This window comes from Gordonia sp. NPDC003376, from assembly GCF_053589235.1.
The window spans coordinates 14,573-40,938 of sequence record NZ_JBSFRM010000023.1; the positions used below are offsets into that span (position 1 = coordinate 14,573).

Annotated in this window: 24 protein-coding genes; 8 read left to right on the plus strand and 16 right to left on the minus strand. The window is 67.8% G+C overall.

The features are described 5' to 3' along the window. Positions 1–75 precede the first annotated feature (75 nt). Entirely contained in the window at positions 76–885 is an 810-nt protein-coding gene (locus tag ACWDUA_RS19825) for an acyl-CoA thioesterase (RefSeq protein ID WP_449752719.1), read from the minus strand. Positions 886–930: 45 nt separating this feature from the next. Then, positions 931–1,416 carry a winged helix-turn-helix transcriptional regulator gene (locus ACWDUA_RS19830; protein WP_449752720.1) on the minus strand — a complete coding sequence of 162 codons (486 nt, stop codon included), beginning with the start codon at positions 1,414–1,416 and terminating at the stop codon, positions 931–933. A gap of 45 nt (positions 1,417–1,461) precedes the next feature. Between ACWDUA_RS19830 and ACWDUA_RS19835 the strand changes: the two genes are divergently transcribed. Together ACWDUA_RS19835 and ACWDUA_RS19840 are read left to right on the plus strand one after the other, a co-directional pair. After that, positions 1,462–3,045, plus strand: coding sequence for an MFS transporter (locus ACWDUA_RS19835; RefSeq protein WP_449752721.1), 1,584 nt, complete (start codon positions 1,462–1,464; stop codon positions 3,043–3,045). Positions 3,046–3,165: 120 nt separating this feature from the next. Further along, a complete protein-coding gene (locus ACWDUA_RS19840; protein ID WP_449752722.1) occupies positions 3,166–5,091 on the plus strand; it encodes a hypothetical protein in 1,926 nt (641 codons plus the stop codon). A gap of 57 nt (positions 5,092–5,148) precedes the next feature. Here ACWDUA_RS19840 and ACWDUA_RS19845 read toward each other — a convergent pair whose 3' ends face one another. From ACWDUA_RS19845 to ACWDUA_RS19855, 3 genes are all read right to left on the minus strand, one after another. Continuing rightward, positions 5,149–5,949 carry a crotonase/enoyl-CoA hydratase family protein gene (locus ACWDUA_RS19845; RefSeq protein WP_449752723.1) on the minus strand — a complete coding sequence of 267 codons (801 nt, stop codon included), beginning with the start codon at positions 5,947–5,949 and terminating at the stop codon, positions 5,149–5,151. A gap of 114 nt (positions 5,950–6,063) precedes the next feature. Further along, positions 6,064–7,179: a CaiB/BaiF CoA transferase family protein gene (locus ACWDUA_RS19850; protein ID WP_449752724.1), complete on the minus strand. Its 1,116-nt coding sequence runs from the start codon at positions 7,177–7,179 to the stop codon at positions 6,064–6,066. Further along, positions 7,176–8,360, minus strand: coding sequence for an acyl-CoA dehydrogenase family protein (locus tag ACWDUA_RS19855; protein WP_449752725.1), 1,185 nt, complete (start codon positions 8,358–8,360; stop codon positions 7,176–7,178). The genes ACWDUA_RS19850 and ACWDUA_RS19855 overlap by 4 nt, the downstream gene beginning before the upstream one ends. A gap of 137 nt (positions 8,361–8,497) precedes the next feature. Here ACWDUA_RS19855 and ACWDUA_RS19860 point away from each other — a divergent pair, with 137 nt between their 5' ends. Then, a complete protein-coding gene (locus ACWDUA_RS19860; protein ID WP_449752726.1) occupies positions 8,498–9,499 on the plus strand; it encodes a LacI family DNA-binding transcriptional regulator in 1,002 nt (333 codons plus the stop codon). A 69-nt stretch (positions 9,500–9,568) separates the two neighbouring features. Here ACWDUA_RS19860 and ACWDUA_RS19865 read toward each other — a convergent pair whose 3' ends face one another. Further along, complete coding sequence (locus tag ACWDUA_RS19865; protein ID WP_449752727.1) at positions 9,569–10,327, minus strand: hypothetical protein; 759 nt, start codon at positions 10,325–10,327, stop codon at positions 9,569–9,571. 109 nt (positions 10,328–10,436) lie between these two features. Continuing rightward, entirely contained in the window at positions 10,437–11,123 is a 687-nt protein-coding gene (locus ACWDUA_RS19870) for a carbonic anhydrase (RefSeq protein ID WP_449752728.1), read from the minus strand. On the opposite strand from ACWDUA_RS19870, the gene ACWDUA_RS19875 reads away from it, so the two are divergent. After that, the gene (locus tag ACWDUA_RS19875) at positions 11,122–12,021 is read left to right on the plus strand and encodes an A/G-specific adenine glycosylase (protein ID WP_449752729.1); all 900 of its coding nucleotides are present in this window, start codon (positions 11,122–11,124) and stop codon (positions 12,019–12,021) included. The two genes, ACWDUA_RS19870 and ACWDUA_RS19875, sit on opposite strands and share 2 nt — an antisense overlap. Before the next feature lie 96 nt (positions 12,022–12,117). After that, on the plus strand, positions 12,118–13,242 hold the full coding sequence (locus tag ACWDUA_RS19880; protein WP_449752730.1) for a hypothetical protein: 1,125 nt from the start codon (positions 12,118–12,120) through the stop codon (positions 13,240–13,242). Between the two features lie 116 nt (positions 13,243–13,358). On the opposite strand, the gene ACWDUA_RS19885 is transcribed toward ACWDUA_RS19880, so the two are convergent. Then, positions 13,359–14,153: an alpha/beta fold hydrolase gene (locus tag ACWDUA_RS19885; RefSeq protein ID WP_449752731.1), complete on the minus strand. Its 795-nt coding sequence runs from the start codon at positions 14,151–14,153 to the stop codon at positions 13,359–13,361. A gap of 104 nt (positions 14,154–14,257) precedes the next feature. Here ACWDUA_RS19885 and ACWDUA_RS19890 point away from each other — a divergent pair, with 104 nt between their 5' ends. From ACWDUA_RS19890 to ACWDUA_RS19900, 3 genes are all read left to right on the plus strand, one after another. Then, a complete protein-coding gene (locus ACWDUA_RS19890; RefSeq protein WP_053776194.1) occupies positions 14,258–14,566 on the plus strand; it encodes an antibiotic biosynthesis monooxygenase family protein in 309 nt (102 codons plus the stop codon). Positions 14,567–14,610: 44 nt separating this feature from the next. Further along, a complete protein-coding gene (locus ACWDUA_RS19895; protein WP_449752773.1) occupies positions 14,611–15,231 on the plus strand; it encodes an LON peptidase substrate-binding domain-containing protein in 621 nt (206 codons plus the stop codon). Positions 15,232–15,365: 134 nt separating this feature from the next. Next, positions 15,366–16,847 carry an aldehyde dehydrogenase gene (locus tag ACWDUA_RS19900; RefSeq protein WP_449752732.1) on the plus strand — a complete coding sequence of 494 codons (1,482 nt, stop codon included), beginning with the start codon at positions 15,366–15,368 and terminating at the stop codon, positions 16,845–16,847. Between the two features lie 578 nt (positions 16,848–17,425). Here ACWDUA_RS19900 and ACWDUA_RS19905 read toward each other — a convergent pair. From ACWDUA_RS19905 to ACWDUA_RS19940, 8 genes are all read right to left on the minus strand, one after another. Further along, positions 17,426–18,055 carry a hypothetical protein gene (locus ACWDUA_RS19905; RefSeq protein WP_449752733.1) on the minus strand — a complete coding sequence of 210 codons (630 nt, stop codon included), beginning with the start codon at positions 18,053–18,055 and terminating at the stop codon, positions 17,426–17,428. After that, on the minus strand, positions 18,055–18,933 hold the full coding sequence (locus ACWDUA_RS19910) for a hypothetical protein (RefSeq protein ID WP_449752734.1): 879 nt from the start codon (positions 18,931–18,933) through the stop codon (positions 18,055–18,057). The genes ACWDUA_RS19905 and ACWDUA_RS19910 overlap by 1 nt, the downstream gene beginning before the upstream one ends. After that, positions 18,930–20,354, minus strand: coding sequence for an MCE family protein (locus ACWDUA_RS19915; RefSeq protein WP_449752735.1), 1,425 nt, complete (start codon positions 20,352–20,354; stop codon positions 18,930–18,932). Before ACWDUA_RS19915 ends, ACWDUA_RS19910 begins: the two co-directional genes overlap by 4 nt. Further along, a complete protein-coding gene (locus ACWDUA_RS19920) occupies positions 20,354–21,490 on the minus strand; it encodes an MlaD family protein (RefSeq protein ID WP_449752774.1) in 1,137 nt (378 codons plus the stop codon). The genes ACWDUA_RS19915 and ACWDUA_RS19920 overlap by 1 nt, the downstream gene beginning before the upstream one ends. Before the next feature lie 140 nt (positions 21,491–21,630). Beyond that, a complete protein-coding gene (locus tag ACWDUA_RS19925; protein ID WP_449752736.1) occupies positions 21,631–22,905 on the minus strand; it encodes an MCE family protein in 1,275 nt (424 codons plus the stop codon). Between the two features lies 1 nt (position 22,906). Beyond that, the gene (locus ACWDUA_RS19930) at positions 22,907–24,130 is read right to left on the minus strand and encodes an MCE family protein (RefSeq protein ID WP_449752737.1); all 1,224 of its coding nucleotides are present in this window, start codon (positions 24,128–24,130) and stop codon (positions 22,907–22,909) included. After that, entirely contained in the window at positions 24,127–25,188 is a 1,062-nt protein-coding gene (locus ACWDUA_RS19935; protein ID WP_449752738.1) for an MCE family protein, read from the minus strand. The genes ACWDUA_RS19930 and ACWDUA_RS19935 overlap by 4 nt, the downstream gene beginning before the upstream one ends. Beyond that, positions 25,181–26,362, minus strand: coding sequence for an MCE family protein (locus tag ACWDUA_RS19940; RefSeq protein WP_449752739.1), 1,182 nt, complete (start codon positions 26,360–26,362; stop codon positions 25,181–25,183). The genes ACWDUA_RS19935 and ACWDUA_RS19940 overlap by 8 nt, the downstream gene beginning before the upstream one ends. Positions 26,363–26,366: the final 4 nt, after the last annotated feature.

Genomic DNA, 26,366 nt, shown 5'->3' on the forward strand with positions numbered 1-26,366 from the left:
GCCTCGGAGCGGGTGGAAGCGGATGCCCCATCCGATCCGCGCTCCGAGGTGCCGTTCCGGTTCCGCCGCAGTCCATCACGCCCTCGGACGGACCACCCGCCGGCTCTGTCGGGCGGTCGCGAGCAGTAGCCCGTGCCGATCTCGGACCTCGGTGTCGTCGACGGCCCAGCCGCCGATCGACGACGTGTTGGCGGTGTGCACGAGGACGCGGGTGGTGTCGACATCACGCAGGTCGGCGGTGATGGTCATCGACAGGGTGACGGTCGGAATGGCCACGGGCGCGGTCAGTGTGGGGAACAGCCCGGGTGGCGGGGCGTCCACGAAGATCGCGAGACTCGCCGCGTCCACGGGCAGTTCGGGAATGGTGGACAACCACATCCGCATCCACGCCTCGTCCGATCCGGTGATCGGGAGCGGGCCGTCGGTGGGACGCACATCGAGATGCTGCCCCATCGGGAGCAGATCCGGTGGGACCAGGAATCGGTCACAGTCCTCTGCGTTGCGAACTGTCAACGGTGTCGACGGAATCCGGTCGTCGGGATGGGGGTCACCCAGGTGGCCGAGGGTCACCGACGCTCGTGCGACCAGATGGTCACCCTGGGTGACGTCGACGTCGGCGATCGTGGTGCGGCGTCCGAGCGGGTGGATCCGCGGTCGCAGCACCAGGTCGCCGTCGTCGGGTCGGCCGAGAAACCTGATCTCGACGGTACGCACGGCCACCTCGGGCAGTTCGCGCTGCGCGACCTCGGTGGCCAACGCCGTGATCACTCCTCCGTGCGGACCCGTCCAGCTGCGCCAGGTCGGGTCGACGTGGGCATGCCAGGTGCCGTCACCGTTCGGTATGAGCGCGAACACATCGGAGAGCGAACGGGTGAGTTGCTTCATAGAACCCAACCTAGATCAGGCGGGTTTCTTCATGCAACCCTCGAACTACCGTGCAGAGCGTGACACGGGCCTCGGATCGAACCCGTGCGCGCCGGGCCCCATGTGCGGCAACAGTGCCGACCGTTCCAGCGGTTCACCACAGGACGAACACGTCGGGGCCACCTCCACCTCCTGACCGCAGCCACCGTGGATGAGCACCACCGGCGCGCCGTCGGGCGCGGCCCACCGATCACCCCACTGTCGCAGTGCCGCGATGACGAGCCAGAGATCCTTGCCCTTGTCGGTCAGCCGGTAGTCGTAGCGAACCGGCTTGTCCTGATAGGGCACTTTGTCCATCACGCCGTGTTCGACGAGAGTGTCGAGACGCTGGGTCAACACATTTCGGGCGATACCGAGACGATCCTGGAACTCGTCGAACCGGGTCACCCCGAACAGGGCGTCGCGGACGATGAGCAATGTCCACCACTCGCCCACCACCTCCAGCGTCTGGGCGACCGAGCAGTGCATATCGGTGAAGCTGGCTCTGCGCACGCGTCCAGAGTACCCGGGTTGCTTGAAGCAACTCAACGTGGTGTCATGAGTTTTATGACGCAACTCAGCAGGTCTCTCGCCGGCCCCGACCACCAATCCGTCACGTCGCCGTCGGCGGATGCCCCACACGGGCGATGGTGGGCCCTCGCCGTGGTGTGCATCGGCACGATGATGGCGTTCGTCAACGTGTCGTCCACCGTCGGCGCACTGGCCACCATCCAGGCCGATCTGCACGCCACCGCGACCGCAGCGGTGTGGATCACCAGCGCCTACAGCCTCGTGGTCGCGAGCCTGGTGCTCTGTGCCGGCACCCTGGGCGACCTCATCGGACGCCGACGCGTCTTCATCACCGGTGCAGCGACTTTCGCGGCCGGAAGTGCTCTGGCCTGCCTCTCCGCAGGCACCGGCCTGTTGATCACCGCACAGGCCGTGATGGGTGTCGGCGGCGCGATGCTCCTACCGACCGGTCTGGCGATCGTCAGCCACACCTTCGCCGATCCGCGGCAGCGCACCGAGGCGATCAGCATCTGGGCCGGCAGTTCCGGCCTCGGACTCGCCGTGGGCCCGCTGGGCGCCGGACTCCTCCTCGCCCACTTCTCCTGGCATTCGGTCTATCTCATCAACGTCGTCCTGGGAGCGTTCGCCCTCGTCGGTGCACTGGCCTTGGTCGGCGAGAGCAAGCACCCCACACGCACGCTCGACCCGATCGGCGTCATCCTGGGCACTCTGACCGTCGCCGCGGTGACCTTTGCCGTGATCGAAGGCGGTCACCGCGGTTACACGGACGGTCTCATCGTCGGCGCCTACCTCGTCTTTGCCGGCGCGTTGGCCCTTTTCGTCATCCACGAGTGGCGCCACCACGATCCGATGCTCGACGTTCGGCTGTTCCGGTCGGCGTCGTTCAGCGCCGTGCAGGTCACCGCCGCGATCGCATTCCTCGGCTTCACCGGCACCGCACTGGTGATGGTCCTGTATCTGCAGCATGTGCAGGGGCTCACCGCACTGGGGGCGAGCATCCGTCTGCTCACCATGTTCGGACCATTCATCGTGGTCAGCGCGATCGCCGGGAAGCTGGTGCAGCGCACCGGATTCAAGGTGATGCTCACCGCAGGTCTGGTGGTCATGGGCACCGGCGTCCTCGCGCTCACGGCGTCACCGGCCGGCACGGGGTTCTCGGCGATCTGGCCGGGGTTGCTGCTCGCCGGGATCGGCGCGGGCCTGCTCGTCGCACCGACCACGGCCGCCGCGGTGATCAGCGTGCCGCCGGCCGAGGCAGGGATGGCCAGCGCCGCGGTCAACATGTTCCGGCAGGTGGGCAACGTCCTGGGGGCGAGCATTCTCGGGACCATCGTCACCAGTGCCTTCGCCTCCAATCTCGTCGACGACCTCACCGCAGCACACCTCCCCGGCCCGGTCGTCGACGCCGTGTCGACGGGTGCGGAGCGCGGCGAGACCTCCGCGGACGCACTGCCGAGCGGGATCGTCGGGCTGGTACACGACGCGGTGCAGCAGGCGTTCACGGATGCCTCCCACACCGCGCTCACCGTCGGGGCGATCATCCTGTTGGTGACCGCGCTCCCGGTGGCGGTCTTCGTCCGGCAGCGTCCGGTGTCGCCCACGGCCGCCTGATCTGCGCCGACAGCGCAACCCGGATCGTCGATAGCCGCCCCCGTGCCCGGGATGCCCGGTACGCTGCCCCTCGACACCGCGGGGCAGGCCGGACCGCGCCACCGGAACATCGGAGGATCAGTGCGTATCCGACGGATCTCCCCGGTCACCGCGGTGACCGCCCTGCTGTTGGGTTCGGCGGTGGTCGCCACCGCACCACCGGCACCTGCCGATCCGCCCGGGTCGACGGTGACCGGCACGGTGGCCACGGTGGGTACACCGCGGGTCTGGGATGTGCGGGCCTGGATCACCGGCGCGGCCAGGGGCACCGCACGGCCTGCCGGTACTGCGCTCACCTCGTCGGACGGCCGGTTCACCCTGCGGCCCACGGCGCGCCCCGGCTCCGGTGAGGCGTTCTACGTGACCGCCACTCCCGCTGGACAACCCGGATCGTTCCTCTCGCTCGCCTCGATCAGCCCGGAAGTACCGGGGCAGATCACCGTCAACGAGCGGACCACCGTGGCAGCCGGATACGGCATGGCGCAGTTCATCGGCGACGGCGATACCGGAGGGCGGGGTATCGGTGGGCCCGCTCCGGGTGTGCGCAACGCCGCGACGATGGCAGGCGATCTCGCCGATCCGGTCACCGGCCGGATCGGCAAGGTGCTGCGCAGTTCGCCCAACGGCACGCAGACCTCGACGATGGCCGCGTTCACCTCGCTGTCCGATGCGGTCGCGGCCTGTACCACGGCCACCGCCGGATGCGTGGCACTGCGTCGGGCCACCACCACGGCCACACACGGCCGGCCCGGCACCATCACGGCCGGGCTGGCGAACCTCGCGAAGAGCCCCTCGTCGAAGGTCGCCGAGGTGTTCGCGGTGTCGCTGCGCTCAGCACGCAGTCCCGGCGCACTCGTGGTCCCACCGGTGGCCTGGACGCTGGCGTTGAGATTCGACGGTGGTGGCGGATTGCTCTCCGGGCCCGGCAATTTCACCATCGACAAGCGGGGCGACATCTGGGTGAATGCGAACTACGAGTATGCGAGCGATCCGCGGACCCCGGTATGCGGCAGCAGATATCTCTTCCGGTTCTCCCCGAACGGCACGCTGGTGGGTGGCCGGCCGTTCACCGGTGGCGGACTCAGCGGGGCCGGCTACGGCATCACCCGGGACCACTCCGACAACATCTGGGTGAGCAACTTCGGGTTCGCCGCCCCCGAACCCGGGTGTCCGGCGGCAGATCAGCCGCCACACAACTCGATGTCGGAGTTCTCGCCCGACGGTGTGGCACTCTCCCCCACGACCGGTTTCACGCAGGGGCAGATCGACTGGCCCCAGGGCATGACCACCGACCGCACCGGTGCGGTCTGGACCACCAACTGCGGCAACAATTCCCTCACCGTCTACCCCGACGGCGACCCGAGTCGCGCCCGCAACGTCCCCGCCGGGGTGAAGCAGCCGTTCCACATCGTCGACAACGGACGCGCCCTGTTCGTCAGCGGTCTCGCCGACAGCAAGATCGCGATACTCGACCGGCAGGGACACCCGTTGCGCAGCCCGATCTCCGGGCCACAGGTGGACAATCCGCTCGGCCTGGCGACCGACCGGCACGGCAACGTGTGGATCGCCAACTCCGGGATCATCACGCTGCCGTGCCCCGACCGGCCCACCGGAACCGCATCGCTCGGTTCGGTCGCGGCACTGACCCCCACCGGACAGACCCTGGCCGGTCCACTACGCGGCGGCGGCATCACCGTCCCGTGGGGCATCACCACCGACGGCGACGGCAACGTGTGGGTGGGCAACTTCGTCGGTCAGCGCATGTCGAAGTTCTGTGGCGCCGACCCGTCCACCTGCCCGCCGGGGAGCCGGACCGGTGATGCGATCTCGCCGGACGGACTCGGCTATTTCTTCGACGGGCTGACCCGCAGCACCGGGATCATCGTCGATCCCTCCGGCAATGTATGGGTCACCAACAACTGGAAAGAGGTCCCGCTGCAGACCAATCCGGGCGGCCTGCAGATCGTCGCCTTTGTCGGGGCCGCGGCACCGGTCGCGGTCGGCTGAGCCATCGCCCGTCTGCCGGCGGGTCGGGTCATCGTCACGGGACCGGCGCCGGATCGGTCACCGCCCGGACTCCGGCGGATCGTCACCGAACCGTCCGTGTCGCCCGGCACCGCCGACGAAGCGGGCCGCGCCCGCGGCACCTTCCCGGGCGACGACCGGCACGCCGGCCACCCCCTCGGCGCGAAGGGCGTCGGCGACGGGCATGTCGAGACCGGCATGGGCCGATGCCCTGTCGGTGAGTAGACAGTCGAAGGGAAAGGCCACCAGTTGCTCGGCGAGTTCGGTTGCCGCCGAGAGTGATTCACCGGATTCGACGACCCGGTTGGCGAGTCCGAAGGCCAGTGCCTCGTCGGCGTCGACGGGACGGCCGGTCAGGATAAGGTCCAACGCTCGCCCCAGCCCGATGATCCGCGGCAGGCGGACCGTCCCGCCGTCGATGAGGGGCACGCCCCATCGTCGACAGAACACCCCGAGCACCGCATCGCGTTCCAGGATCCGCAGATCGGCGAGGAGGGCCAGTTCGAGTCCACCCGCCACGGCGTGACCGGCGATGGCGGCGATCAGCGGTTTGGACAGCGCCATGCGGGTGGGACCCATCGGGCCGGCACCCCCGCCCTCCGGGTCGAGATCGTTGCGCCGTTCAGGATCGCCCACCGAGGTGAGATCGGCTCCGGCACAGAAGGTTCCGTCGGCTCCAGTGAGGATGGCGACCTTGGCGCCGGCATCGTCCTCGAATCGTCGGAAGGCGTTGCGCAGCGCATGGGCGGTGGGACCGTCGACGCTGTTGCGGACGTGCGGGCGGTTGATCGTGATGGTCACGATCGGACCGGAGCTCTCGTACAGTACGGATTCGCCCATGCCCCGTTGTAGCACTCGTTCGACGCCGATGATCGCCACTCGATGGACCCCGAGAAGGCGCACCGCACCGCGTGCCGAGTGGACTCCGTTCGGCCCCGCGGTGCACCGTCCTCCTCAGGCGTGTTCGTTCAATCGCGGCGGCGCCGAACGATAGGTGACCGGGGTCGCCGAGAGCCGAATCGGATTGGCCACCTGCCGAAGTGGCTCGTCCCGGTTCGGGTCGTCGATCTCCACCACCGGGGACAGACCGAGCCGTTCGGCGAGGGCGATCGCATCGGCGATGTCGTTCAGCGGCCCGCACGGGACCCGCCGCTCGGTGAGCCGGGTGAACCAGCCGTCGGCGGAATCGGCGGCGAGGAGCTCGTTGATGGTCGCCACCAGCACTTCCCGGTGTGCGACACGGTCGGTGTTCGTCGCGAACCGCGGGTCGGTGGCCAGCTCCGGCCGGCCGAGGACATCGACGAGCGCGGCGAACTGCCGGTCGTTGCCGACCGCGAGGACCAGCGGCCGATCCGACGCCGCGAACACCTCATAGGGTGCGATACTCGGATGCCGGTTGCCCATCGCGTGCGGGACCACACCGGCCGCGACGTATCCCGACGACTGGTTGACCAACGCCGACAGCAGCGACGACAGCAGGTTGACCTCGACCCGTTGCCCCTCACCGGTGCGGTCCCGATGCCGCAGCGCCGACAGGATACCCACGGCCGCATGCAATCCCGTGATCACATCGACCATGGCGACACCGACCTTGGTGGGTGTGTCGCGATCCGGACCGGTGATGCTCATCAGGCCGCCGACGGCCTGGATGAGCAGGTCGTAGCCGGGCAGCAGGTTGTTGCCGCCGAATCCGGTGACCGAGCAGTACACGATGCCCGGGTTGAGCTGGGTCACGGCGTCGTGGCCGAGACCGAGGCGATCGAGGGTTCCGGGCAGGAAGTTCTCCACCATCACGTCGGCCCGGGCCGCGAGTTCCCTTGCGGCGGCGAGCCCGTCGGGATCGGCGAGGTCGAGTGCCACCGACGACTTGTTGCGGTTGACGCCCAGGAAGTACGACGACTGGTCACCCACCCACGGCGGCCCCCAGGTGCGGGTGTCGTCGCCGGTCCCTGGACGTTCCACCTTGATCACCTCGGCGCCGAGGTCGGCGAGCAGCATCGTGGCATATGGACCCGCGAGCACACGACCGAAGTCGGCGATCACCAGTCCATCGAGAGCGCCGTCGGTCACCGGAATGCGCCCGACCCGGTCAGCGCCTTGCCGATGGTCAGCTGGTGCACCTCGGAGGTGCCCTCGTAGGTGAGTACGCTCTCCAGGTTGTTGGCGTGCCGGATCACCGGGTACTCCAAGGTGATCCCGTTGGCGCCCAAAATGGTTCGGCATTCACGTGCTATCGCGATGGCCTCGCGCACGTTGTTCAGCTTGCCGGTGCTGACCTGTTCGGGACGGATCGTCCCGAGGTCCTTGAGCCGGCCCAGGTGGTAGGCGAGCAGATGACCCTTGCCCACCTCGAGTGCCATGTCGGCGATCTTGGTCTGGGTGATCTGGTAGGCCGCCAGCGGCTTGTCGAAGACCTCACGCGACTGTGCGTACTCGATGGCGGTCTCGAGGCAGTCACGGGCGGCACCCATGGCACCGAAGATGATGCCGAAACGGGCCTCGCCGAGGCTGGTCAGCGGTCCGCGCAGGCCGGCGGCGTCGGGCAGCATCGCCGATGCGGGCAGGCGTACGTCCTCCAGGACGAGCTCGGAGGTCACCGAGGCGCGCAGGGACAGCTTCTTGGTGATCTTCGGGGCGGAGAATCCGGCGGTGTCGGTGGGGACGACGAAGCCGCGGATTCCGCGCGGGCTGTCCTCGAGGTCGGTCTGCGCCCAGACCACGGCGACGTCGGCGATGGAGCCGTTGGTGATCCACATCTTGGTGCCGTTGAGAATCCAGTCGTCACCGTCGCGCTTGGCGTTGGTGCGCATCCCGGCGGGGTTGGAGCCGAAGTCGGGTTCGGTCAGGCCGAAGCAGCCGATCGCGTCGCCGGCGGCCATGCGCGGCAGCCACTCGTTCTTCTGTTCCTCGCTGCCCCAGTGATGGATGGAGAACATCGCGAGGGAACCCTGCACCGAGACCAGACTGCGGATTCCGGAGTCGACGGCCTCGAGTTCCAGGCAGGCCAGGCCGTAGGCGGTGGCGCTGGTGCCGGGGCAGCCATAGCCCTCGAGGTGCATGCCGAGGGCGCCGAGCTGCCCGAGTTCCTTGGCGATCTCCCGGGCCGGGATGTCACCGGCCTCGAACCACTCGGCGATGTGCGGACGCAGCCGCTCCGCCCCGAATCTGCGGACCGTGTCGCGGATGGCGATCTCGTCCTCGTCGAGCAGGGAATCGAGGGCGAAGAGTTCACCGAGACTCTGGGTGGGCATGGGCTCCTCCTAGGTGGCGAGAACGTTTGCACGAACGTTTGCATCACGTAGGCTAGAGCCATCAGCGGGGTCCGGTCAACCTTCCCCGACGCCCAGGTCGGCCGACACGCCCGGCTCAGAGGGAGGATACGACTCACATGGGAACCGATCGGGCGCCGACGCTCAAGGAGATCGCCGAACGCGCCGGGGTCCACGTGTCCACCGCGTCGCGCGTCCTGCGGCAGCCCGAGCCCGCCGACGGCTGGTCGGAATCGGCACTGCGCGTTCGTCAGGCCGCCGCGGAACTCGGCTATCGACGCAACGTCTGGGCCGCCAGCCTGCGCACCCGCAAGACCACCACGCTCGGCGTCGTCATGCCGCGGCTGACCGACGGTGTCGTCGCGACCACGTATCAGGGCATCGAGGAGGCCGCGGCGCACGCCGGCTACTCGGTGCTGCTGTCGAGTCCGCCCGACGACGAGGACGCCCAGCGTGACGCCATCGACCTGCTGGCCGGCCGTCGGGTGGACGGACTGCTGCTGAGCGGATTGCATGCGCCGGCAAAGAGTTTCGTCGAGTCACTGACCGTGTCGGTGCCGATGGTCACCGTGACCCGGCACGCCGATGCCGGACTGCCGTTCGTCGGCGGCGATGACCACCACGGCGGCTATCTCGCGGCCCGGCATCTGCTCGACCGCGGCCATACCGATCTCGCGGTGATCTGCGGCCCCGCTCATGCGACGACGTCGACCGACCGGCTCGCCGGTTTCCGCTCCGCGCTCGACGCCGCCGGGGTGCCGCTGCGACCGGATCGGGTGGTGTCGTCGGCGTTCGAGGTGGACGGTGGGATCGAGGCCGGGCGCCGACTGCTCGATCGCCCGGACCGGCCGGATGCGGTCTTCACCGTCTCCGACACCATCGCGATCGGTGTCCTCGGCGTCGCGCGTGATCTCGGTCTGCGGATTCCCGACGACGTGGCCCTGATCGGCTACAACGACATCCCGATCGTCGCGCAGCTCCCGGTGCCGATGACCACCGTCCGTTCCCCTGCACGTCGGATCGGCGCGACCGCGGCACGGCGACTGCTCGATGTGGTGGCCGGACGCGACGCGGAGAGCACACGCCTGCCGGTCGAGTTGATGGTGCGCGCCACCACCTGAACCCCGATCACGGCAGATCTTCGCAATTCGGGGTCGGGAGGTGACCGAAGCCCGTCGATGACGGGGATGTCAGGGCTGGGCCGGGGCGACGACGTTGAACGTCACCGGTGCCGACTCCTTCTCGCCCATCTTGCCGATCGCCTGGTACGAGCCCGCGGGCACCGGCTGGCGCGGCGTCTTGCAGCCGGCGGTGCTGGTGGTACCCGACCAGGTGATCTCGTCCTTGACCTGCTGCTGCGGCTGCAGCACCTGGTTGTCGACGGTGTTGATCGGCGAACAGTCCCGCGCCGACCACAGGGTCCTCGTGCCGTCGAGGGTGCGGACGATGACGTTCTGGGCGGCCTTGCCCACATCCCGCGTGCATGCGGAGAGTCCGGCGTTGGTGGTCACGATGGTGAACACCGGCTGGCTGCCCGTGGTGTAGGTCGGCTTGTCGGTGTAGAGCACCACCGCGATGGACTGGTCGGTGCACAGCGGGACCGCGCCCTCGGCCGGGGTGGCCCCGGGGGCCGCGACCGGGGTCGACGACCCGGTCGGGGTGCTGGACTCGGGTCCGGCGGTGCCGGCGTCTCCACCGCCACCGCCGAGGCCGCCGCCGGACGGGGCCTGCGACGGATCCACCGAGGCATTCGGGGTGGCCGTCGACGGCGTCGCGGTGGGACTCGACGACGCCGTGCTGGCCGCGTTCTGGGTGCTGTCGCCACCGCCGGTCTGGGTCCACACGATCAGACCGATCACCAGGGCCACGACGGCGACCACCACTCCACCGGCGACGATGCGTCGTCGCCAGTAGATCTCTGATGGGAGCGGGCCCTGCGGTTCGATCACGGCCCCCACGCTATCGGCCGCATCGGCAGGGTCGGGCGACCGTCATCGGCGTGTCGCCACTTCGGTACGGCGATCGTGCGCTATCGGCCTCCGGGTACGCGCGGTGCGATCAGGCCGACTCGGCGTCGGACGCCGCCCCCGGCCGCGCCTCGGTGGTGGATGCCAGTGCCGGCAGCGCGGTACTGCCGATGTCGCCGTAGACGCCCTGCAGCTGCACCGCACCCTCGCTGAGCCGATAGGTGAGGCCGACGATCGCGAGCTTCCCGTCGAGCACACGGTCGGCGATGATCCGGCTGCGCTGCATGATCAGCTGACCGGTCTCGACGACGTGCCTGGCCTCGAACTCGTCGACCCGGGTGAGCCCCTCACTGCGGCCGGCGAGGATGCTCGGGGTGACACGTTCCACGACGTCACGGATGTATCCACCGGGGATCTGCAGGTCGTCGAGGGCCTCGAGGGTGGCCTTGACCGCGCCACAGCTGTCGTGTCCGAGGATCGCGATCAGCGGCACCTCGAGGACCTCGGCGGCGTACTCGAGCGAGCCGAGCACCGCGGAATCGAGGACATGGCCGGCGGTCCGGACGACGAACATGTCGCCGAGACCCTGGTCGAAGATGATCTCCGCGGCCAGGCGGGAATCGCCGCATCCGAACAGCACGACGTGGGGATTCTGCCCCCCGACGAGCCTGTTCCGGTCCTCGATACCCTGGCTGGGATGCTTCGCTTCACCGGCGACGAATCGCTTGTTGCCTTCCACGAGAACCTGCCACGCACGCTTCGGGGTCATATTCGCCATGCCATCCATTTTGCCATTCTCCGCAATCGTCGGTTGGTTCGACGTCCACGAACGCGATCTGCCCTGGCGAGAACCAGGGCTGAGTGGTTGGCACATCCTGATCAGCGAGATCATGCTGCAGCAGACCCCGGTGGCCCGGGTCGTCGGCCCCTGGCAGGAGTGGACACAGCGCTGGCCCGCACCGTCGGCGATGGCCGCGTCGAGCCAGGCCGACGTACTGCGGGCCTGGGGAAAGCTGGGCTATCCGCGCCGTGCGCTGCGACTGCACGAGTGCGCCCGTGTCCTGGCGACCGAGCACGACGACCGGGTCCCCGAGGACGTCGCGACCATGCTGACACTGCCCGGAGTGGGCGATTACACCGCACGCGCCGTCGCATGTTTCGCCTACGGGCAGGCGGTCCCCGTGGTCGACACCAATGTGCGCCGGGTGATCGCCCGTGCGGTGCACGGTCGGGCCGAGCCCGGCAACCCCAGCAAGCGTGATCTGGCCGAGACCGACGCGATCCTGCCGCGGACACGCCGGGGTGCGTACGCCCGCGACACGCCGCGATTCTCCGCGGCGCTGATGGAACTCGGCGCGCTCGTCTGTACTGCGCGCAACCCCGACTGCGATCGATGCCCGGTCCCCGAGTGCGCCTGGGTGGCACGCGGCCGACCGGCACACACCGGGCCGCGCCGGGCCGCGCAGAAGTTCGCGGGGACCGACCGCCAGGTTCGGGGGCTGCTCCTGGATGTGTTGCGCGGCAGCAAGATCCCCGTCGAGAAGGCTCGGCTCGAGGAGGCCTGGACCACCGATCCACCGCAGCGCTCGCGGGCGCTCGACTCGCTGCTGACCGACGGCCTGGTGGAGATCACCGCCGACGGCAGGTTCTGTCTCGCCGGGGAATCGGGGGCCTGACCGCCTACTCGATCGGCGGGCCGTTCGCGCGCCACGTACGGCGGACGCTCTACACGGTCTTCTCCGGAGTATGTTCGGCTTGCTACCTTGACCGCCATGAGCGAGCCCCCTAATCAGAATCCCAACTTCTCTAAGGGACCCGACGATCCGTCCCAGCAGCCGGGTGCCGGCGGTGCCGATCCGTACGGCCAGACCCAGTATGGGCAACCGCAATACGGGCAACCCCCCGCCGGCGGCCAGTACCAGCCGCCGCAGACCCCACCGCCTTACGGCACCCCCACAGGTGGCGAACAGCCCCCGTCCTACGGCACTCCGCCCACGTACGGCACCCCCGGCGGCCAGCAGCCCCCGTCCTACGGCACTCCTCCGCCCGGAGCCACCCCGCCGCCCTACGGCAGCACTCCCGGCTACGGCAGCAACCCGGGTTACGGCAGCACTCCCGGTTACGGGGCCACCCCCGGATACGGTGCGCCTGCGGCCGGCGCCCCCTATGGTGGGGCTCCCGGTGCACCGCAGAACGTCAACATCGGTGAGGCGCTGAGCTGGGCGTGGGCCCAGTTCAAGGCCAACCCGGGACCGATGATCGTGCCCGGACTCCTGGTGCTGGTCGTTGCGGCCATCGCCACGGCGCTCTACTTCGTCGTCGCCGCGCTGTCGAGCACGACCACCACGCAGACCGCCGACTACGGCAACGGATACAGCTACAGCTACGAGGTCTCCTCGTTCAGCGTCGGCGGCTTCATCATCGGCATCCTGATCTACATCGTCATGGCGATCGTGCTGATCTACCTGCAGGTGTCGATGACCACCGGCGCCCTGCGCGTCGCCAACGGCGAACCGGTCACCGTGGCCACCTTCCTCAAGCCGCAGCGCATCGGTCAGGTGTTCCTCGCCGGCCTGCTGGTCGGCCTGATCGTCGGCATCGGCCTGATCCTGTGCATCATCCCCGGCCTCGTCGCGCTGTTCTTCCTGCAGTTCGCGGTGTTCTTCGTGATCGACAAGAGCAGTTCGCCGACTGCCGCGCTCGGCGAATCGGCCAATCTGGCGAAGACGTCGGTGTCGAATTCGCTGCTGACCCTCGTCGTCGCCAACGCCCTGTCCTACGTCGGCACCCTCCTGTGCTACGTCGGGCTCATCGTCACCTGGCCGATCGGGCAGCTGTTCTACGCACACTGCTACCGGCGCATGTCCGGCGGCTACGTCGCCCCGGCCCCCCAGTAACCCCCACCTGAGACAAACCCTCCACACCTCGACAGACGCATCACCCCCAAAGGCGGTGCATCCGAAGAAGTGTGGAGGGTTTGTCGTCGGGTACGGGGGTTTGTCGTCGTGGCGCGTCAGTGAAGGCTCGGCGGCAGCCCGGACAGGAATGCCTCCACCGCACCGCGATACAGATCCGGGGCGTCGTCGTGAACCAGATGCCCCGCACCGGGCACTCGCAGGTGGATCGCAGTGTCGTTGATCGAGGCCATCTTTCGCATCTGCCCGGGCGGGGTGACCCCGTGCTCGGCCTCCACCAGGAGCGTCGGGACCGCAACCTGCCGCCACTGTGTCCAGAAGTCGCGGCGACCCCACTCCTCGGCGACCTCCGCCCACGTCGACAGTTCGCCGTGCAGCCGGCCGTCGTCGAAGGCCTCGTAGAAATAGCGTCCGGCGACCGAACCGAACATCGAGGCGGCATCGGCCTCGGTGGCGAAACGTTCCGGCCACGACTCGAACCACGGCGTCCAGGTGGCGGTGGTGCGGCCACGGAAGTCGGGGGCCATGTCCTCGACGACGATCGCCGACACCATCTCCGGGTACTGCGCCGCGGTGCACCAGGCGTGCAGCCCACCCATCGAGTGCCCGATCAGTACCGCGGGGCCGAGATCGATCCACGTGAGGATCTCGGCGAGGTCGGCGACGAATCGTTCGGTGGCGAGGTCGTCGGGGCCGTCCGGTGCCTCCGCTCCGGCGCCGGTGTGGAAAGCGGCGTCGAAGGTGAACACACGGCCGTATCGCCGCAGCCACGGCACCTGCCGCCGCCACGTTCGGCCACGTCCCATCAACCCGTGCACCAGCACGATCGGCCCGAGGCTCCCCGCATCGTCGGGCCCGAGTCCGCCATGGTCGAGCAGCCCCCGATCGGCCACCGGTCTCGTCACAGGATTCCCCACAGGCGACGACGTTACCTGCGCACACGCCGGGCCGGGCAGATCGGACTCGGCTGCCGACGACCCGGACTAGGGTGGGACGCATGGCAGTTGTGAAGATCAATGCAATCCACGTGCCCGAGGGTGCCGGCGCGGAACTCGAGAAGCGTTTCGCCCACCGCGCGGGGTCGGTCGACGGTTCCAAGGGATTCCTCGGATTCCAGTTGCTGCGCCCGGTCAAGGGAGACGACCGCTACTTCGTCGTCACCCAGTGGGAGACCGAGGAGGACTTCCAGGCATGGGCATCGGGCCCGGCCCGCGAAGCGCACGCCGGTGAACGGCAGAAGCCGGTCGCCAGCGGAGCCGATCTGCTCGAGTTCGAGGTCGTTCTCGACGCCAAGCCGAAGCCCTGACCGAACCGGGGCACGACGCCGACGCACCGTCGGTGTCGATCGCGATGTTCCCCCTGGGCAGCGCACTGCTGCCCGGGGAACAGCTCCCCCTGCGCATCTTCGAACCACGCTACCGCCAGATGCTGGCCGATGTCACCGACAGCGCTGGTGAGGACCAGCAGTCCGGGTTCGGGGTGGTGCTGATCGCCCGCGGTCACGAGGTCGGCGGCGGCGAGGAACGCTACGACATCGGCACCTTCGCGACGATCGATCAGCTCGTCACCGATCCCGGCACGGGACAGTCGATGCTCACCTGCGTCGGGCGGTGGCGCTTCGTCGTCGAGGCGTGGCTGCCCGACGATCCGTACCCGAGGGCACGTATCCGCCGTCTACCCGAGCCCGCCGACGACCCCACGGTGGTCCCCGGCCTGCTCGATGTCGGCACACGAATTCGCGAACTCGTCGAGGAGACGTTCACCGCACGCGGGGTTCCCATCGACGACGACGTCCCCCGCTTCGACGCCGACGACCTCGCCGCGGTCGGGGTGTACGGCTGGGCGGCGCGGCTGCCGATCGGATCGGCGGATCGACAGACGCTGCTCGAGGCCGACGATCCGGCCACCCGCGCCCGGGTGCTCGACGACGCGGTGGAGACCCTGATCGCGCGCATCCGTTTCGGCGCCTGACACCGGGTCATGTGACCCACAGGTATCGCCGCCGAGCCATCGCCACCGAGTTAGAACGTGTTCTAATATCGATTGTGGAGTAGTTCACATTTCCCGCTCAGCGCGGGGGGATCACACAATCGAGGAGCGCATTCATGACCGAGATCGTCGAGCGCGGGGTCGGGGCCGGCGTCGATCACACCCAGCTGTACATCGGTGGAACGTGGGTTGACCCGCATTCTGGCGACACCCTCGAGGTGTACTCCCCCGCCACCGGTGAGCGCGTCGGCTCGGTCCCGAGCGCCGACGCCACCGACGTGGACACCGCGGTCCGCACCGCTCGTGCGTCCTTCGAGTCGGGGGTGTGGGCCGACACCTCGCCCGCCGATCGCGCCGATGTCCTCGACCGCGTGGCCGACCTGATCGATGCTCGCGCCGAGGAGATCAGCGCGCTGGTGTCGTCGGAGATGGGCGCCCCGCCGTCGGCGGTGGACATGCTGCAGAAGCTGCCGGGCACCGGTGTGCTGCGCGGCTATGCCGCCGCCGCCCGCGCCTACCCGTGGGAGGAATTCCGGACCGGCCTGTTCGGCACCACCAAGGTCACCCGCGATCCGGTCGGTGTGGTCGGTGCGATCACCGCCTGGAACGTGCCGCTGTTCCTGGTGTGCAACAAGCTCGGCGGCGCGCTCGCGGCCGGCTGTTCGGTGGTGCTCAAGCCCGCACCCGAGACCCCGTTGACCGCAAACCTGATCGCCCAGATCTTCACCGAGGCAGGCGTTCCCGAGGGCGTGATCTCGGTGGTGCCGGGCGGCACCGCGACCGGCGAGGCCCTCGTCGCCCATCCCGACGTGGACAAGATCACCTTCACCGGCTCCACCGCGGCAGGCAAGGCGATCGGCGCGGTGTGCGCGCAGTCGCTCAAGCGGTGTTCACTGGAGCTCGGCGGCAAGTCGGCGGCCATCGTGCTCGACGACGTCGACCTCGCCGCCACTGTCGGGATGCTGGTGTTCCTGGGCCTGTTCAACACCGGTCAGGCATGTGTCGCACAGACGCGGGTCCTGGTGCCGCGCAGCCGACATGACGAGATCGTCGCGGCGATGGTCGAGGCCGCCAAGGCCATGAAGGTGGGCCTACCCACCGATCCCGAGGTGCAACTCGGCCCGGTGATCAGCGAGCGGCAGCTCCAGCGTATCGAGGGCTATCTGGAGGCCGGCGTGGACGCGGGCGCCACCATGGCGCTCGCCGGTGGGCGCCCCGAAGGCCTTGAGGGAGGCCACTTTCTGACCCCGACCATCTTCACCGGCGTCACCAACGACATGACCATCGCCCAGGAGGAGATCTTCGGTCCGGTGCTGTCGGTGATCGCCTACGACGACGTCGACGAGGCCATCGCGATCGCCAACGACTCCGACTACGGCCTCGCCGGGTCGGTGTGGACCTCCGATGTGGAGCGCGGAATCGAGATCTCCGGGAAGATCCGTACGGGTACTTTCGGCATCAACTTCTACGCCATCGACCCGGGTTCCCCGTTCGGCGGCTACAAGAACTCCGGCATCGGACGCGAATGCGGCCCCGAGGGATTGGAGGCATTCGTCGAGCACAAGTCGACGATGCTGCCGCTCGGCTACCAGCCGTGATCAGCCGAGAGACGCAGTAGGAGAAGGGCTCCCGCCGGTCGGCGGGAGCCCTTCTGCGGACACCTCGATCTCACCGACCACAAGGATCGCCGGCAGCGCCGGGACCGAGCACCGCGAGGACCCACCGTTCCGACCACGGCCGTCAGAGGTTTCGACACGCCTCGTCGCTCCGCTCCTCACCGGCTCAACCACCAACTCGGCGTTGCTGATCGAGCCGGGACCCCTCTTGCTGATTGAGCCGGGACCGAGCGAAGCGAGGACCCGAGTCGAAACCTCCGCAGCCTGCATCGGATGCGTAACCACCTCCGACGTGGTCACGTTGGCAAGCTCGGCCACCAGAGGTTTCGACACGCCTCGTCGCTCCGCTCCTCACCGGCTCAACCCCCAACTCGGCGTTGCTGATCGAGCCGGGACCGAGCGAAGCGAGGACCCGAATCGACATCTCCGCAGCCTGCGTTGGGTGGCAACCACCTCAGAGGTGACTCAACCACCACACGATGGTAGAGCCGGGACCGAGCATCGCGAGGACCCGAGTCGAAACCTCCGCCGGCCGAGCTCGAGAGCTGCTGCGGTGGCACCTACCCGGCCGGCTGTTGCGACGGAACCGCGGACGCCGGCGTCGAACTCGGACCGGGGAGGGGCACGGCGTCCGACGGCGGGGTGGACACCTGGGAGATGCGGCTACGGAACGAGTCGTCGGTGATGATGTCGATGTTCTCGATCATCCATCGGCCGTCCTGCTTGGTCATGGTGAAGGTCAGCCGGCTCGGGTCGACGCGCACGAGATCCTTGCCGTTGCGGCTCACCGACTGGTTCATGAACAGCAGGACGGTGGAGGTGTCGCGGGTGTTGGTCACCACCCCGGCATCCTGGATCACCGCCTGTGAGACCACCTGCTGCTGTTTGACACCCTCTACGAACGTGATCTGCTGACCCTGGATCGGGGTCTGGATCAGCTTGTCGTACTGGGATTTCGCCAACCCGGTGACCACCGCCTGAGAGCGGGACACATGCTCGGCGACATTGCTGGGGTCATAGCCGAACATCGTCGTCGCGTAGGACTTCGCGGCGACCAGGGAGTCGTCACGCGAGTTCTCGACGGCGCGGGCGTCGAAGTACTGGTAGCCCAGGAACCCGGCGACCGCGGCCGATGCGACGAGCAGCAGGGCGAGGATCGCACCGACGATGCGCGAGGTGGTGATCCGCACTATGTCACCCACTCGAAGTTGGTCATCTTGAGCTCTCCGTTGATCCGGGTGATGTCGATCCGCCAGCGGAAGGTCTGCACGATGGTTTCCTCTTTCGGGTTCTCCGGCTTCATCTGCCAGCCGTAGACCACGATCACCGACCCGTCCGAATCGGTTGCCTTGGTGACCGCGTCGCTGAGGACCGACGAGGCCACCTCGAGATTCTGTTCCCGCACCAGCGAGACCACCTGCGACATCGACTGCGACAGCCGTTGCTGCGCGGTGCCGCTGGTCTTGTCCTGCATGGTCTTGAGCGCGGCGTCGACGTTCTTCGGATTGAGACTCGTCATCGACACCGTCATCTGCTGGGCGAATTGCGAGTACTCCGCACGCAGATCGTTGCGATGATCGAGCCGGTTCACTCCGATGGCGAACACGGCCGCGGTGACGAGCAGTGCGATGATCACCACCACCGACAGCAGTCCCGCGACCAGCCACCCGATCGGCCGGTCTGAACGTCGTTTCAGCGCAGACGATCTGGTGACTCCGCCTGGAGCGGGCCGGGCGGCCGAGGCCTGTCGGCGCTGCCGTCGCTGCCGATACGACAGGTTGGCCTCGACGGTGTCGGCGTCACCGTCGGACTCGGCACCGTCGGACTCGGTGAGTACGACCGGGGTTCGTTCATCCGGCGTCTGTTCGATGTCGGCCAGGTCGGCGGCCGCGGTCTCGGCCGCTCCCGCATCGGTGACCTTCTCGTCGGCTCCTGTGTCCTCGGTGACCTGGCCTACGGTGACCTTGTCGTCGGTCACCGTGCCTGCGGTGACCTCGTCGTCGGCCGCCGAGCGGTTCGTGTCCTTGCGCCGACGCCGCAGCGGTGCCGACCGTACCGGTACCGTCACTGGGCGCTCACCGCCTGTGTGATCAGGTTCTGCCATGAAGAGTCTCGTCCTTGGTCCTGCTCGCCGGTCCCGGCGTTGTACGTCTTGCCATCGGGACCGATGAAGTCCCCCGACACCGGATCGTACGTGGTGGCGTACACGGCGGGCCCGGACTCGTGGTTCGACGGCGTTCCCGGCGTCACATATCCGGCAGGTGCCGGGAGCACTCCGGGGATGCCCTCCGGGAACGGCACGACGCGGTTGCTGATCGGCTTGTAGCCCTCCGCGCATTCCACCGGGGTGGGGGCACGTCGGCCGGGGTACTCCACGCAGGGGAAGTTGCGGGCGCCACGCACCGCGATCTGCGAGTTCTGCGGCACCCGGCACAACATCCCGGGCGGGAGTTCCCGCGCGGTCTGCGCCGACGGGAATCGCCACTCCGACTTCGGCAGATAGCCGACCGTGCACGGCGGGGGGTCCTGCAGACCGAGCGAGAACATCACGCTCGGGCCGTACTCGGGGCTGCCGGCGTTGAGCGAGGTGAGCAGCGCATCGATCAGCCGCGGATAGATCACCAACACCTGCTGCAGGTTCGGCAGATACACCGCGGTGGTCTTGGACACCACGTTGAGATTGCTCATCAGCAGCGGGAAGGACTGGTCCATCTGCTCGAACAGATGCTGCGCCGACGCCGCGGTCGACGGCCCCTTCTGCAGCAGGTCGGTGATCTCCGGGTTGTCGGCCCGCAACTGATCGGTCACCTTGACCGCGTCGGCGGTCCACGCGCGGATCTGGCCGGCCGTGGTGGACTGCGTCGCCATCAGCGGTCCGGCCTGCTCGACCAGTTCGATGGTGACATCGGCGTTCTTGTTGGCGTCACCGACGAACAGGATCATCGAGTCGACGAGTCGTCGCAGATCCTCGGCGGTGCCGTTGAACGCGGTGAACGCCTCGTCGATCAGCGACCGCAACTGGGTGTCGCCGACCTCGTCGAGCAGGGCCGTCGCCTGGTCGAGAACCGCCGAGATCTCCACCGGCACATCGGTGGTGGGCACCACCGAGCCGTCGGCGAGCATCTCGGTGCTGGTGTCACCGGGCGGCGGGGTGAACTCGACGTACTGCTCGCCGACCGCCGACACGCTGCGGATCGCCGCCTGCGAGTTCGCCGGGATCCGCGCGCTGCTTCGGATCGACAGGTCGGCCTGCACGCCGGTGTCGGTGAGATGCACCGACTGCACTTTGCCGACGTTGACGCCGCGGAAGCTGACGTTGGCGTTCTCGTAGATGCCGCCGGTGCTGGGCAGGTCGAGGGTCACCTGATAGCGACCGATCCCGAACATCGCCGGGACCCGCACGTAGTAGACGGCCATCGCGATCATGGCGATGACGGTGATGATCGCGAAGATCGTCAGCTGTATCCGGACGAACCGGGTGATCTTCATCAGTTCCCCCCTTCGCCGTTCGGTACCAGTGGCGAGGTGAACGGATTGAGTCCTCGCCCGGCCGAGCCCGCCGGCGTGCCGGTGACGCCCTCGGGTCCGACCACGCCGACCGACCGCAGGATGGTCTTCTGCAGGGTCGGCACCGTGAGGTCGAGCACCAGGTCGGAGTTGACGTAGTCCCCGCGGACGATCGTGGGGATCATCTCCTCCAGGAACGGGAAGGTCAGCAGGATGCGCAGCGAGCCCGGTAGTGCCGGTCCGGCGTCGGCGAGGCCCTTGAACGCCAGGGACATGTTGTCGACGATCGTCCGGATGTCCTGTCCGTTCTGCTGGAGGATGTCGTTGGTGTTCGCCGACAACGTGCCCACCGAGTCCAGGGCGGTGACGAACTGCTGACGTTGCTCGTTGAGCAGCTTCAGGATCTCCGGCCCGTCCTGCAGCGCCTTCTCCACCGTGGGGGTCTGCGCGTTGATCCCGGCGGTCAGCCGGTCGAGACCTTCCATGGCGCGAATGATGTTGTTGCGCTGGCTGTTCAGATCTGTGACGAGCACGTTGAGCTGCGGGATCAGGGCTTTGATGGCCTTGTCCCGACCATCGAAGATCGCGTTGACCTCGTGCACGATGTCACCGAACTGCGACAGGCCGCCTCCGTTGAGCACCACCGACAACGAGCTCAGTACCTGCTCGGTGGTCGGATAACTGCACCCGGGCACCTGCTGTGCGGCGGTGACGTCGGGGACCTTCTGTCCACTCGGCTCCGGAAGATTGGGGCTCTCCGGACATTTCGGCAACGGGATCTGATCGCCGGGCTGTAGGTACACGCCGGTCGGATGCTCCGGCGGCACGATCTCGAGGTGCGTCGATCCGAGCACACTGGTCATGCCGACCATCACATGCGAACCGGCAGGCACCTGGACACCGGAGTTGAGTCGCAGGTCGAGTTTCGCGTTCCAGTTGTCGACGCCGATCGACCCGACGCTGCCGACGGTCGCGTCGTCGATCATCACCGGCGCATTGTTCACCAGGCCTGCGGCATTCGGGATGACCGCGCTGATCTTGTACGCCCCTGACCCGGTGCCCTCGGCGCCCGGCACCGGCAGGCTGTTGATTCCGTCGAAGCCGCAACCGGTCGCCATCACCGCTACGGTGACGGTCGCCACGGCCACCGCCAGACGGGTGTGTCCCAGACGGGTGTGTCCCAGACGGGTGTGTCCCAGGCGGGAGTGTGCCAGCCGGGGGTGTGCCAGCCGGGTATGGCCCGGACGTCGACGCCGCATCAGCCCTCACCGCCCCATGGGACCAGCAGGTCGGCGAGCGGCCCACCACCATTGGCCTTGCGGGTGGCGGCATCCTGCGCCCGGACCCCCGCCTGGGCGCGGGCCTCGACACTCGCGTTCTGATAGGTGATCTGGTCAGGGGTGGCGTTGGCGCCGGTGACCGGGTTGATCATGAACGGCGGGTAGGCCACCGACATCTGGGACAGCAGGGGTGCGAGGGTGTCGACGCAGAAGTTGATGTCGGCCTCGCTCTGGCCGGGACGGTTGTTGGCCTCCATCGTGCCGCACAGCAGGGTGATCAGGTTGGTACCCATGCCGAGACCGAACACACCCGACAGCGATCCGGTCAGCGGGTTGTAGATGTTGTAGAAATTGGCGAGCTGGTTGGGTGCCGAGTGCAGCAGGCCACGCATCTGCTCGTTCTTCTGGGCCAGGATGCCCGTGGTCTGTGCCAGTTTCGACACCGACGCGGTGAGTGCGGCCTGGTTCTTGTCGATGAAGTCCTGTACGTCGCCCATCGCCGTGTCCAGGTTGTGCAGGGCGCCGTCGAGCGCCTCGGTGTTGTCGGCGAGTACGTCCGACACCGAGGCGATGCGGCCGTTGAACTGCACCAGTTGCTCGTGACTGGTCGACAAGGCGTCGGTCAGCTTCTGCAGGTTGCGGATGGTGGCGAACAGATCGTCGCGGCCCGATGACAGGGTGGCCAGCACGTCGGACATCTCGGTGATCGACTGGTGGATCGCCTCACCGTTGCCGTCCAGATTGCGGGCACCGACGTCGATGGCCTCGGCGGCGGTGCCCTTGTCGGTACCGTTCGGGCCGACCGCCTCGGTGATCCGCTCGAGCTGCGCCTTGACCTGGTCCCACTCCATCGGCACCGCCGTGTGTTCCATCGGGATGTCGGCGCCGTCGGCGAGTTCGGGGCCGGCCGAGTACACCGGGGTGAGCTGGATGAACCGACCCGACACCAGCGACTGGGCGACGACGACGGCCTTGGCGTCGGCAGGGATCTGCAGGTCGCGCTGCACCTCGAGGGTGACCTTCACGTCGCCTTCGCGTGGCGTCACCGAGGTGACGTGTCCGACGTCGACGCCCAGCACCTTGACCGGGTCGCCGTTGTAGAGCCCCGTGGTGGTCGGGAAGTAGGCGGTGATGTGTTTGGTGGTCGCTCGGTTGTAGCCGACGTAGGCGGCGACGGCGACCAGTGCGAGCAGCACCAACACCGCGGCCACCAGCCAGGTGCGTTTGCCGATTCCCAGGGTACGAGAACTCATCTCAGCCTCCCGACCTGGTCGACGGCGCCGGCTCGGGCGTCGGGACGGTCGGCGACGGCACGGCCGGGCGCGTGGTGCGCGGCGTCGGTTCGGGCCCCCATGCTTGCGGCAGCAGCGGGAATCCGCTGTATCCCCATGCCTTTGCGACTTCCGGATACTTCTGCTGCAGGATCTTCATGAACGTGGCGGTGTAGTCACCGAAGGTGCTGACCCCGACCAGGGAGTCGAAGTTCGGGCCGTTGGCGACCGCCTCACCGAGCGCATTCGCGTACGGCCCCAACCGGTCGACGGTCTTCTTCAGGTTCTCCTCGTTGTCGTTGAGGATGTCGAGCACCTGGTTGAACTCGGTGAGGACCGGCGTCAGCTGGGCGTTGTTGTCGTCGATGAAGGCGCTGATCTGGGCGGCCACGTCGCGGGTGCCCTGGATCAGCTGCGCGATCGCGGCACGCCGGAACTGCAGCTCCCCCAGCAGCGAATTCGCATCGATGAGAAGGCGGTTGATCTGTTCGTTGCGCTCACCGATGATCGAGCTCACCGAGTTGGCCTTGGCCAGCAGTTCGCGTAGCGCGTTGTCGCGGTCGGCGATCGACTTGGACAGCCGCGCCACACCGTCGACCGCTCCCTGCACCTGATCCGGGGTCTGGGAGAAGGTCTCCGACATCACGCCCAGGGCCCGGTTGAGTTGGGTCGTATCGGTTTTCGCCAACGTGCCGGTGGCATCGTCGAGGGCGTCGGTCAGCGAGTACGGCGCAACCGTGTTGCGGTTGGGGATCTCCCCGCCCGGCTCGATCCGGCCGGCGCCGTGCGGGATGATCGTGACGTTGCGGCGGCCCAGCACGGTCTCGGTCTTGATCGCCGCCTGCGTCTCGGTGCCCATGACGACGCTGTCGTCGAGCCGGAATGCCACCGCGGCCTTGGTGCCGTCGTCGGTCTTGGCCAGCGAGATCTTCTCCACCGTACCGACATTGATGCCGGCAACGGTGACGATGTCACCGGTGACGAGACCTCCGGCGTCGTCGAAGTAGGCGGTGTAGGTGCTGATCGGCGACAGGTAGGGAAGCTTGTCCATCTGCAATGCCACCAGTACCACCATCGACGTCACCACGATGCCGATCACACCGATCTGGGTGCGGGTGCGGCCGCCCCGCTTGTTCTCGCGCTCGACATCGGCCGAATCCGATTCGGATCGATGACTGCGGAACAGGTTTCCGAAAGGTCCGCTCATGACGGGTAACTGCACCTCCCCCCGGCCTTGGTGTTGTCACCCATCACATCGTTGGATGTGAAGAAGTACTGCTTGCCGTCGGGTCCGGTGAGCAACAACCGGATTCGACAGAAGTAGATCTGCAGCCACGCCCCGTAGCTACCCAGGTTCGACAGCATCTTGTAGTCGTTGGGTAGTCGCGGCAACAGCGACCGCAGGAAGGGTTCGGCCTGCACCACGTTGTCCGAGGCCACCCCGATGCTGGTCAGCGTCGACTGCAGCGCCGGGCGGGTGTCGGCCAGCAGATCGGCCAGACCCTGTGTGGTCTCGGCGGTCTCACTGATCGCAGTGCCGATGGTGCCCCGCTGCGCCGACAACCCGCTGATCAGCAGCTGCATCTGGTCGAGGCCGGTGTCGAGGCCCTTGCGGTCACCGTCGAGGGTGCCGAGCAGGTCGTTGAGGTTGTCGATCACCGAACCGATCAGCTGGTCGCGGTCGGCGAGCGCGTCGGTGAACGACGACGTGTCGGCCAGCAACGTGTTGAGCGCACCACCCTGCCCCTGGAACACCTCCACCAGCGACGCCGACAACTCGTTGACCTCGTTCGGATCCAGGGTCCGGAACAGTGGTTTGAACCCGCCGAGCAGCTTGTCGAGGTCGAGCGCGGGCTCGGTCTGTGTCTCCGGGATGGTGTCGCCGGCCGACAGGGTGTCACCGGGATCGGCTGCGCCCTGGGTCAATTCGAGGTAGCGGTCGCCGGTGAGGTTCTGGTAGCGGATCAGTGCACGCACCGAGCTCGGCAGCGTGTACTTGTCGTCGACGCTGAAGCCGACCAGCGCCTGGTTGTCGCGCGTGAGCGAGACGTTCTCGACGGTGCCCACCTCGACGCCGGCGATCTTGACCTTGCTGCCCGCCTTGATCTGGGAGGCACTGGTGAAGATGGCCTTGTAGCCGTCGGAGCCCCCGCCGCGATAGTTGCTGAACACGACCACCAGGCCGATGAACACCAGGACCATCACGACGGCGAAGGCACCGAGTTTGATCAGTGTCGCACGGAAGGCGCGGGCGCGGTTATCCACGTTTCGGCTCCCCGAACAGGAGTTGGAACAGCTTCGTCCGGTCGAACTTCGGCGTCGTGCGCGGCTGATACGGCGTCGGCGCGTTGTCGGTGACGTAGAAACCCGAGTGCACGGTGGTCGAGGGGTCGCTCAGGCCACCCGCACACGTCGGCGGACCGTCTGCGTCGACCCGCGGCAGGCTCTGCGGATAGGTGTAGGGCTCCTTGCCGGGCAGCAGACCCGCGTACAGCAGCAGGGTCCCGTTGCGCCCGCCCATGTAGGGCTTGGCGATGTCGGAGGCCACCGCGGACGTGCGCAGGAAGCATGCGATACCCGGGGCCTGGTAGCCGAGCAGCTGCGACACCGGATCGAACTGGGTGAGCGTGGCCATCAGATCCTTCTTCGACGGCGCGACCACGTCGTCGTTGATGGTGTCGGCCATCGAGGTCACATTCAGCAGCAGGGACGCGAAGTTCGAGGCGTTGGCCCGCAGCGTGTTGCCGGTGTGGACGGCGTTGTCGACGGTCCGCATCAGATCGTCCACCACGTCCCCGTACACGGTGGTGGTGGCCGCGGTCTGCCGGATCAGTTCGTTGAGTTCGGGCAGATGCGGGTTGGTCTTGCCCAGGAGATCGTGCAGTTCCTCGAGCGCCTGGCCGAGCTGGTCGCCGCGGCCGTCGAGGGCGGTGGTGAGCGCGCCGACGGTGGCGTTGAGTTTCTCCGGCTGCAGCGTCGCGAGCACCGACACGAGTTGCTGGTAGACGGTGTTGAGTTCGACGACGACGTGGTCGGCGCCGATCACCTGTCCCGGCTGCAGGGTGCCGGACGGCTTGTCGTCGGGGACCTCGAAGTACACCGACTTCGCTCCGAACACGGTGTTGGACTTGATCTGCGCGGTCACGTTGCCGGGAATCTGCGACATCTGCGATGAGTCGATGTCGAGTTCGAGGACGGCCTGCTCGCCGTTCTCGGTGATCGAGGCCACCGTGCCCACCTGGACGCCCCGGAGGCGCACCTTGGCGTCGGGACTCATCACCAGACCGGCGCGCGGCGCCTGCAGGGTGACCCGCTCGGTGGAGGAGAACCACCCGAGGAACTGTGCGGATGCGCCCACGACCAGGGCCACGAGCACACCCACCATGATGACCGCGGCGAGCCGTCGGACCCCGACACTGCGTTCTTGTCGTCTGCTCATCGAC

Bases quoted from the DNA above. Each gene is read 5' to 3' on its own strand.
- ACWDUA_RS19825 (WP_449752719.1), bottom strand. From the start codon at position 885: ATGAAGCAACTCACCCGTTCGCTCTCCGATGTGTTCGCGCTCATACCG.
- ACWDUA_RS19835 (WP_449752721.1), top strand. From the start codon at position 1,462: ATGAGTTTTATGACGCAACTCAGCAGGTCTCTCGCCGGCCCCGACCAC.
- ACWDUA_RS19845 (WP_449752723.1), bottom strand. From the start codon at position 5,949: ATGGGCGAATCCGTACTGTACGAGAGCTCCGGTCCGATCGTGACCATC.
- ACWDUA_RS19855 (WP_449752725.1), bottom strand. From the start codon at position 8,360: ATGCCCACCCAGAGTCTCGGTGAACTCTTCGCCCTCGATTCCCTGCTC.
- ACWDUA_RS19860 (WP_449752726.1), top strand. From the start codon at position 8,498: ATGGGAACCGATCGGGCGCCGACGCTCAAGGAGATCGCCGAACGCGCC.
- ACWDUA_RS19875 (WP_449752729.1), top strand. From the start codon at position 11,122: ATGCCATCCATTTTGCCATTCTCCGCAATCGTCGGTTGGTTCGACGTC.
- ACWDUA_RS19870 (WP_449752728.1), bottom strand. From the start codon at position 11,123: ATGGCGAATATGACCCCGAAGCGTGCGTGGCAGGTTCTCGTGGAAGGC.
- ACWDUA_RS19880 (WP_449752730.1), top strand. From the start codon at position 12,118: ATGAGCGAGCCCCCTAATCAGAATCCCAACTTCTCTAAGGGACCCGAC.
- ACWDUA_RS19890 (WP_053776194.1), top strand. From the start codon at position 14,258: ATGGCAGTTGTGAAGATCAATGCAATCCACGTGCCCGAGGGTGCCGGC.
- ACWDUA_RS19895 (WP_449752773.1), top strand. From the start codon at position 14,611: ATGTTCCCCCTGGGCAGCGCACTGCTGCCCGGGGAACAGCTCCCCCTG.
- ACWDUA_RS19900 (WP_449752732.1), top strand. From the start codon at position 15,366: ATGACCGAGATCGTCGAGCGCGGGGTCGGGGCCGGCGTCGATCACACC.
- ACWDUA_RS19915 (WP_449752735.1), bottom strand. From the start codon at position 20,354: ATGAAGATCACCCGGTTCGTCCGGATACAGCTGACGATCTTCGCGATC.
- ACWDUA_RS19920 (WP_449752774.1), bottom strand. From the start codon at position 21,490: ATGGCGACCGGTTGCGGCTTCGACGGAATCAACAGCCTGCCGGTGCCG.
- ACWDUA_RS19925 (WP_449752736.1), bottom strand. From the start codon at position 22,905: ATGAGTTCTCGTACCCTGGGAATCGGCAAACGCACCTGGCTGGTGGCC.
- ACWDUA_RS19930 (WP_449752737.1), bottom strand. From the start codon at position 24,130: ATGAGCGGACCTTTCGGAAACCTGTTCCGCAGTCATCGATCCGAATCG.
- ACWDUA_RS19940 (WP_449752739.1), bottom strand. From the start codon at position 26,362: ATGAGCAGACGACAAGAACGCAGTGTCGGGGTCCGACGGCTCGCCGCG.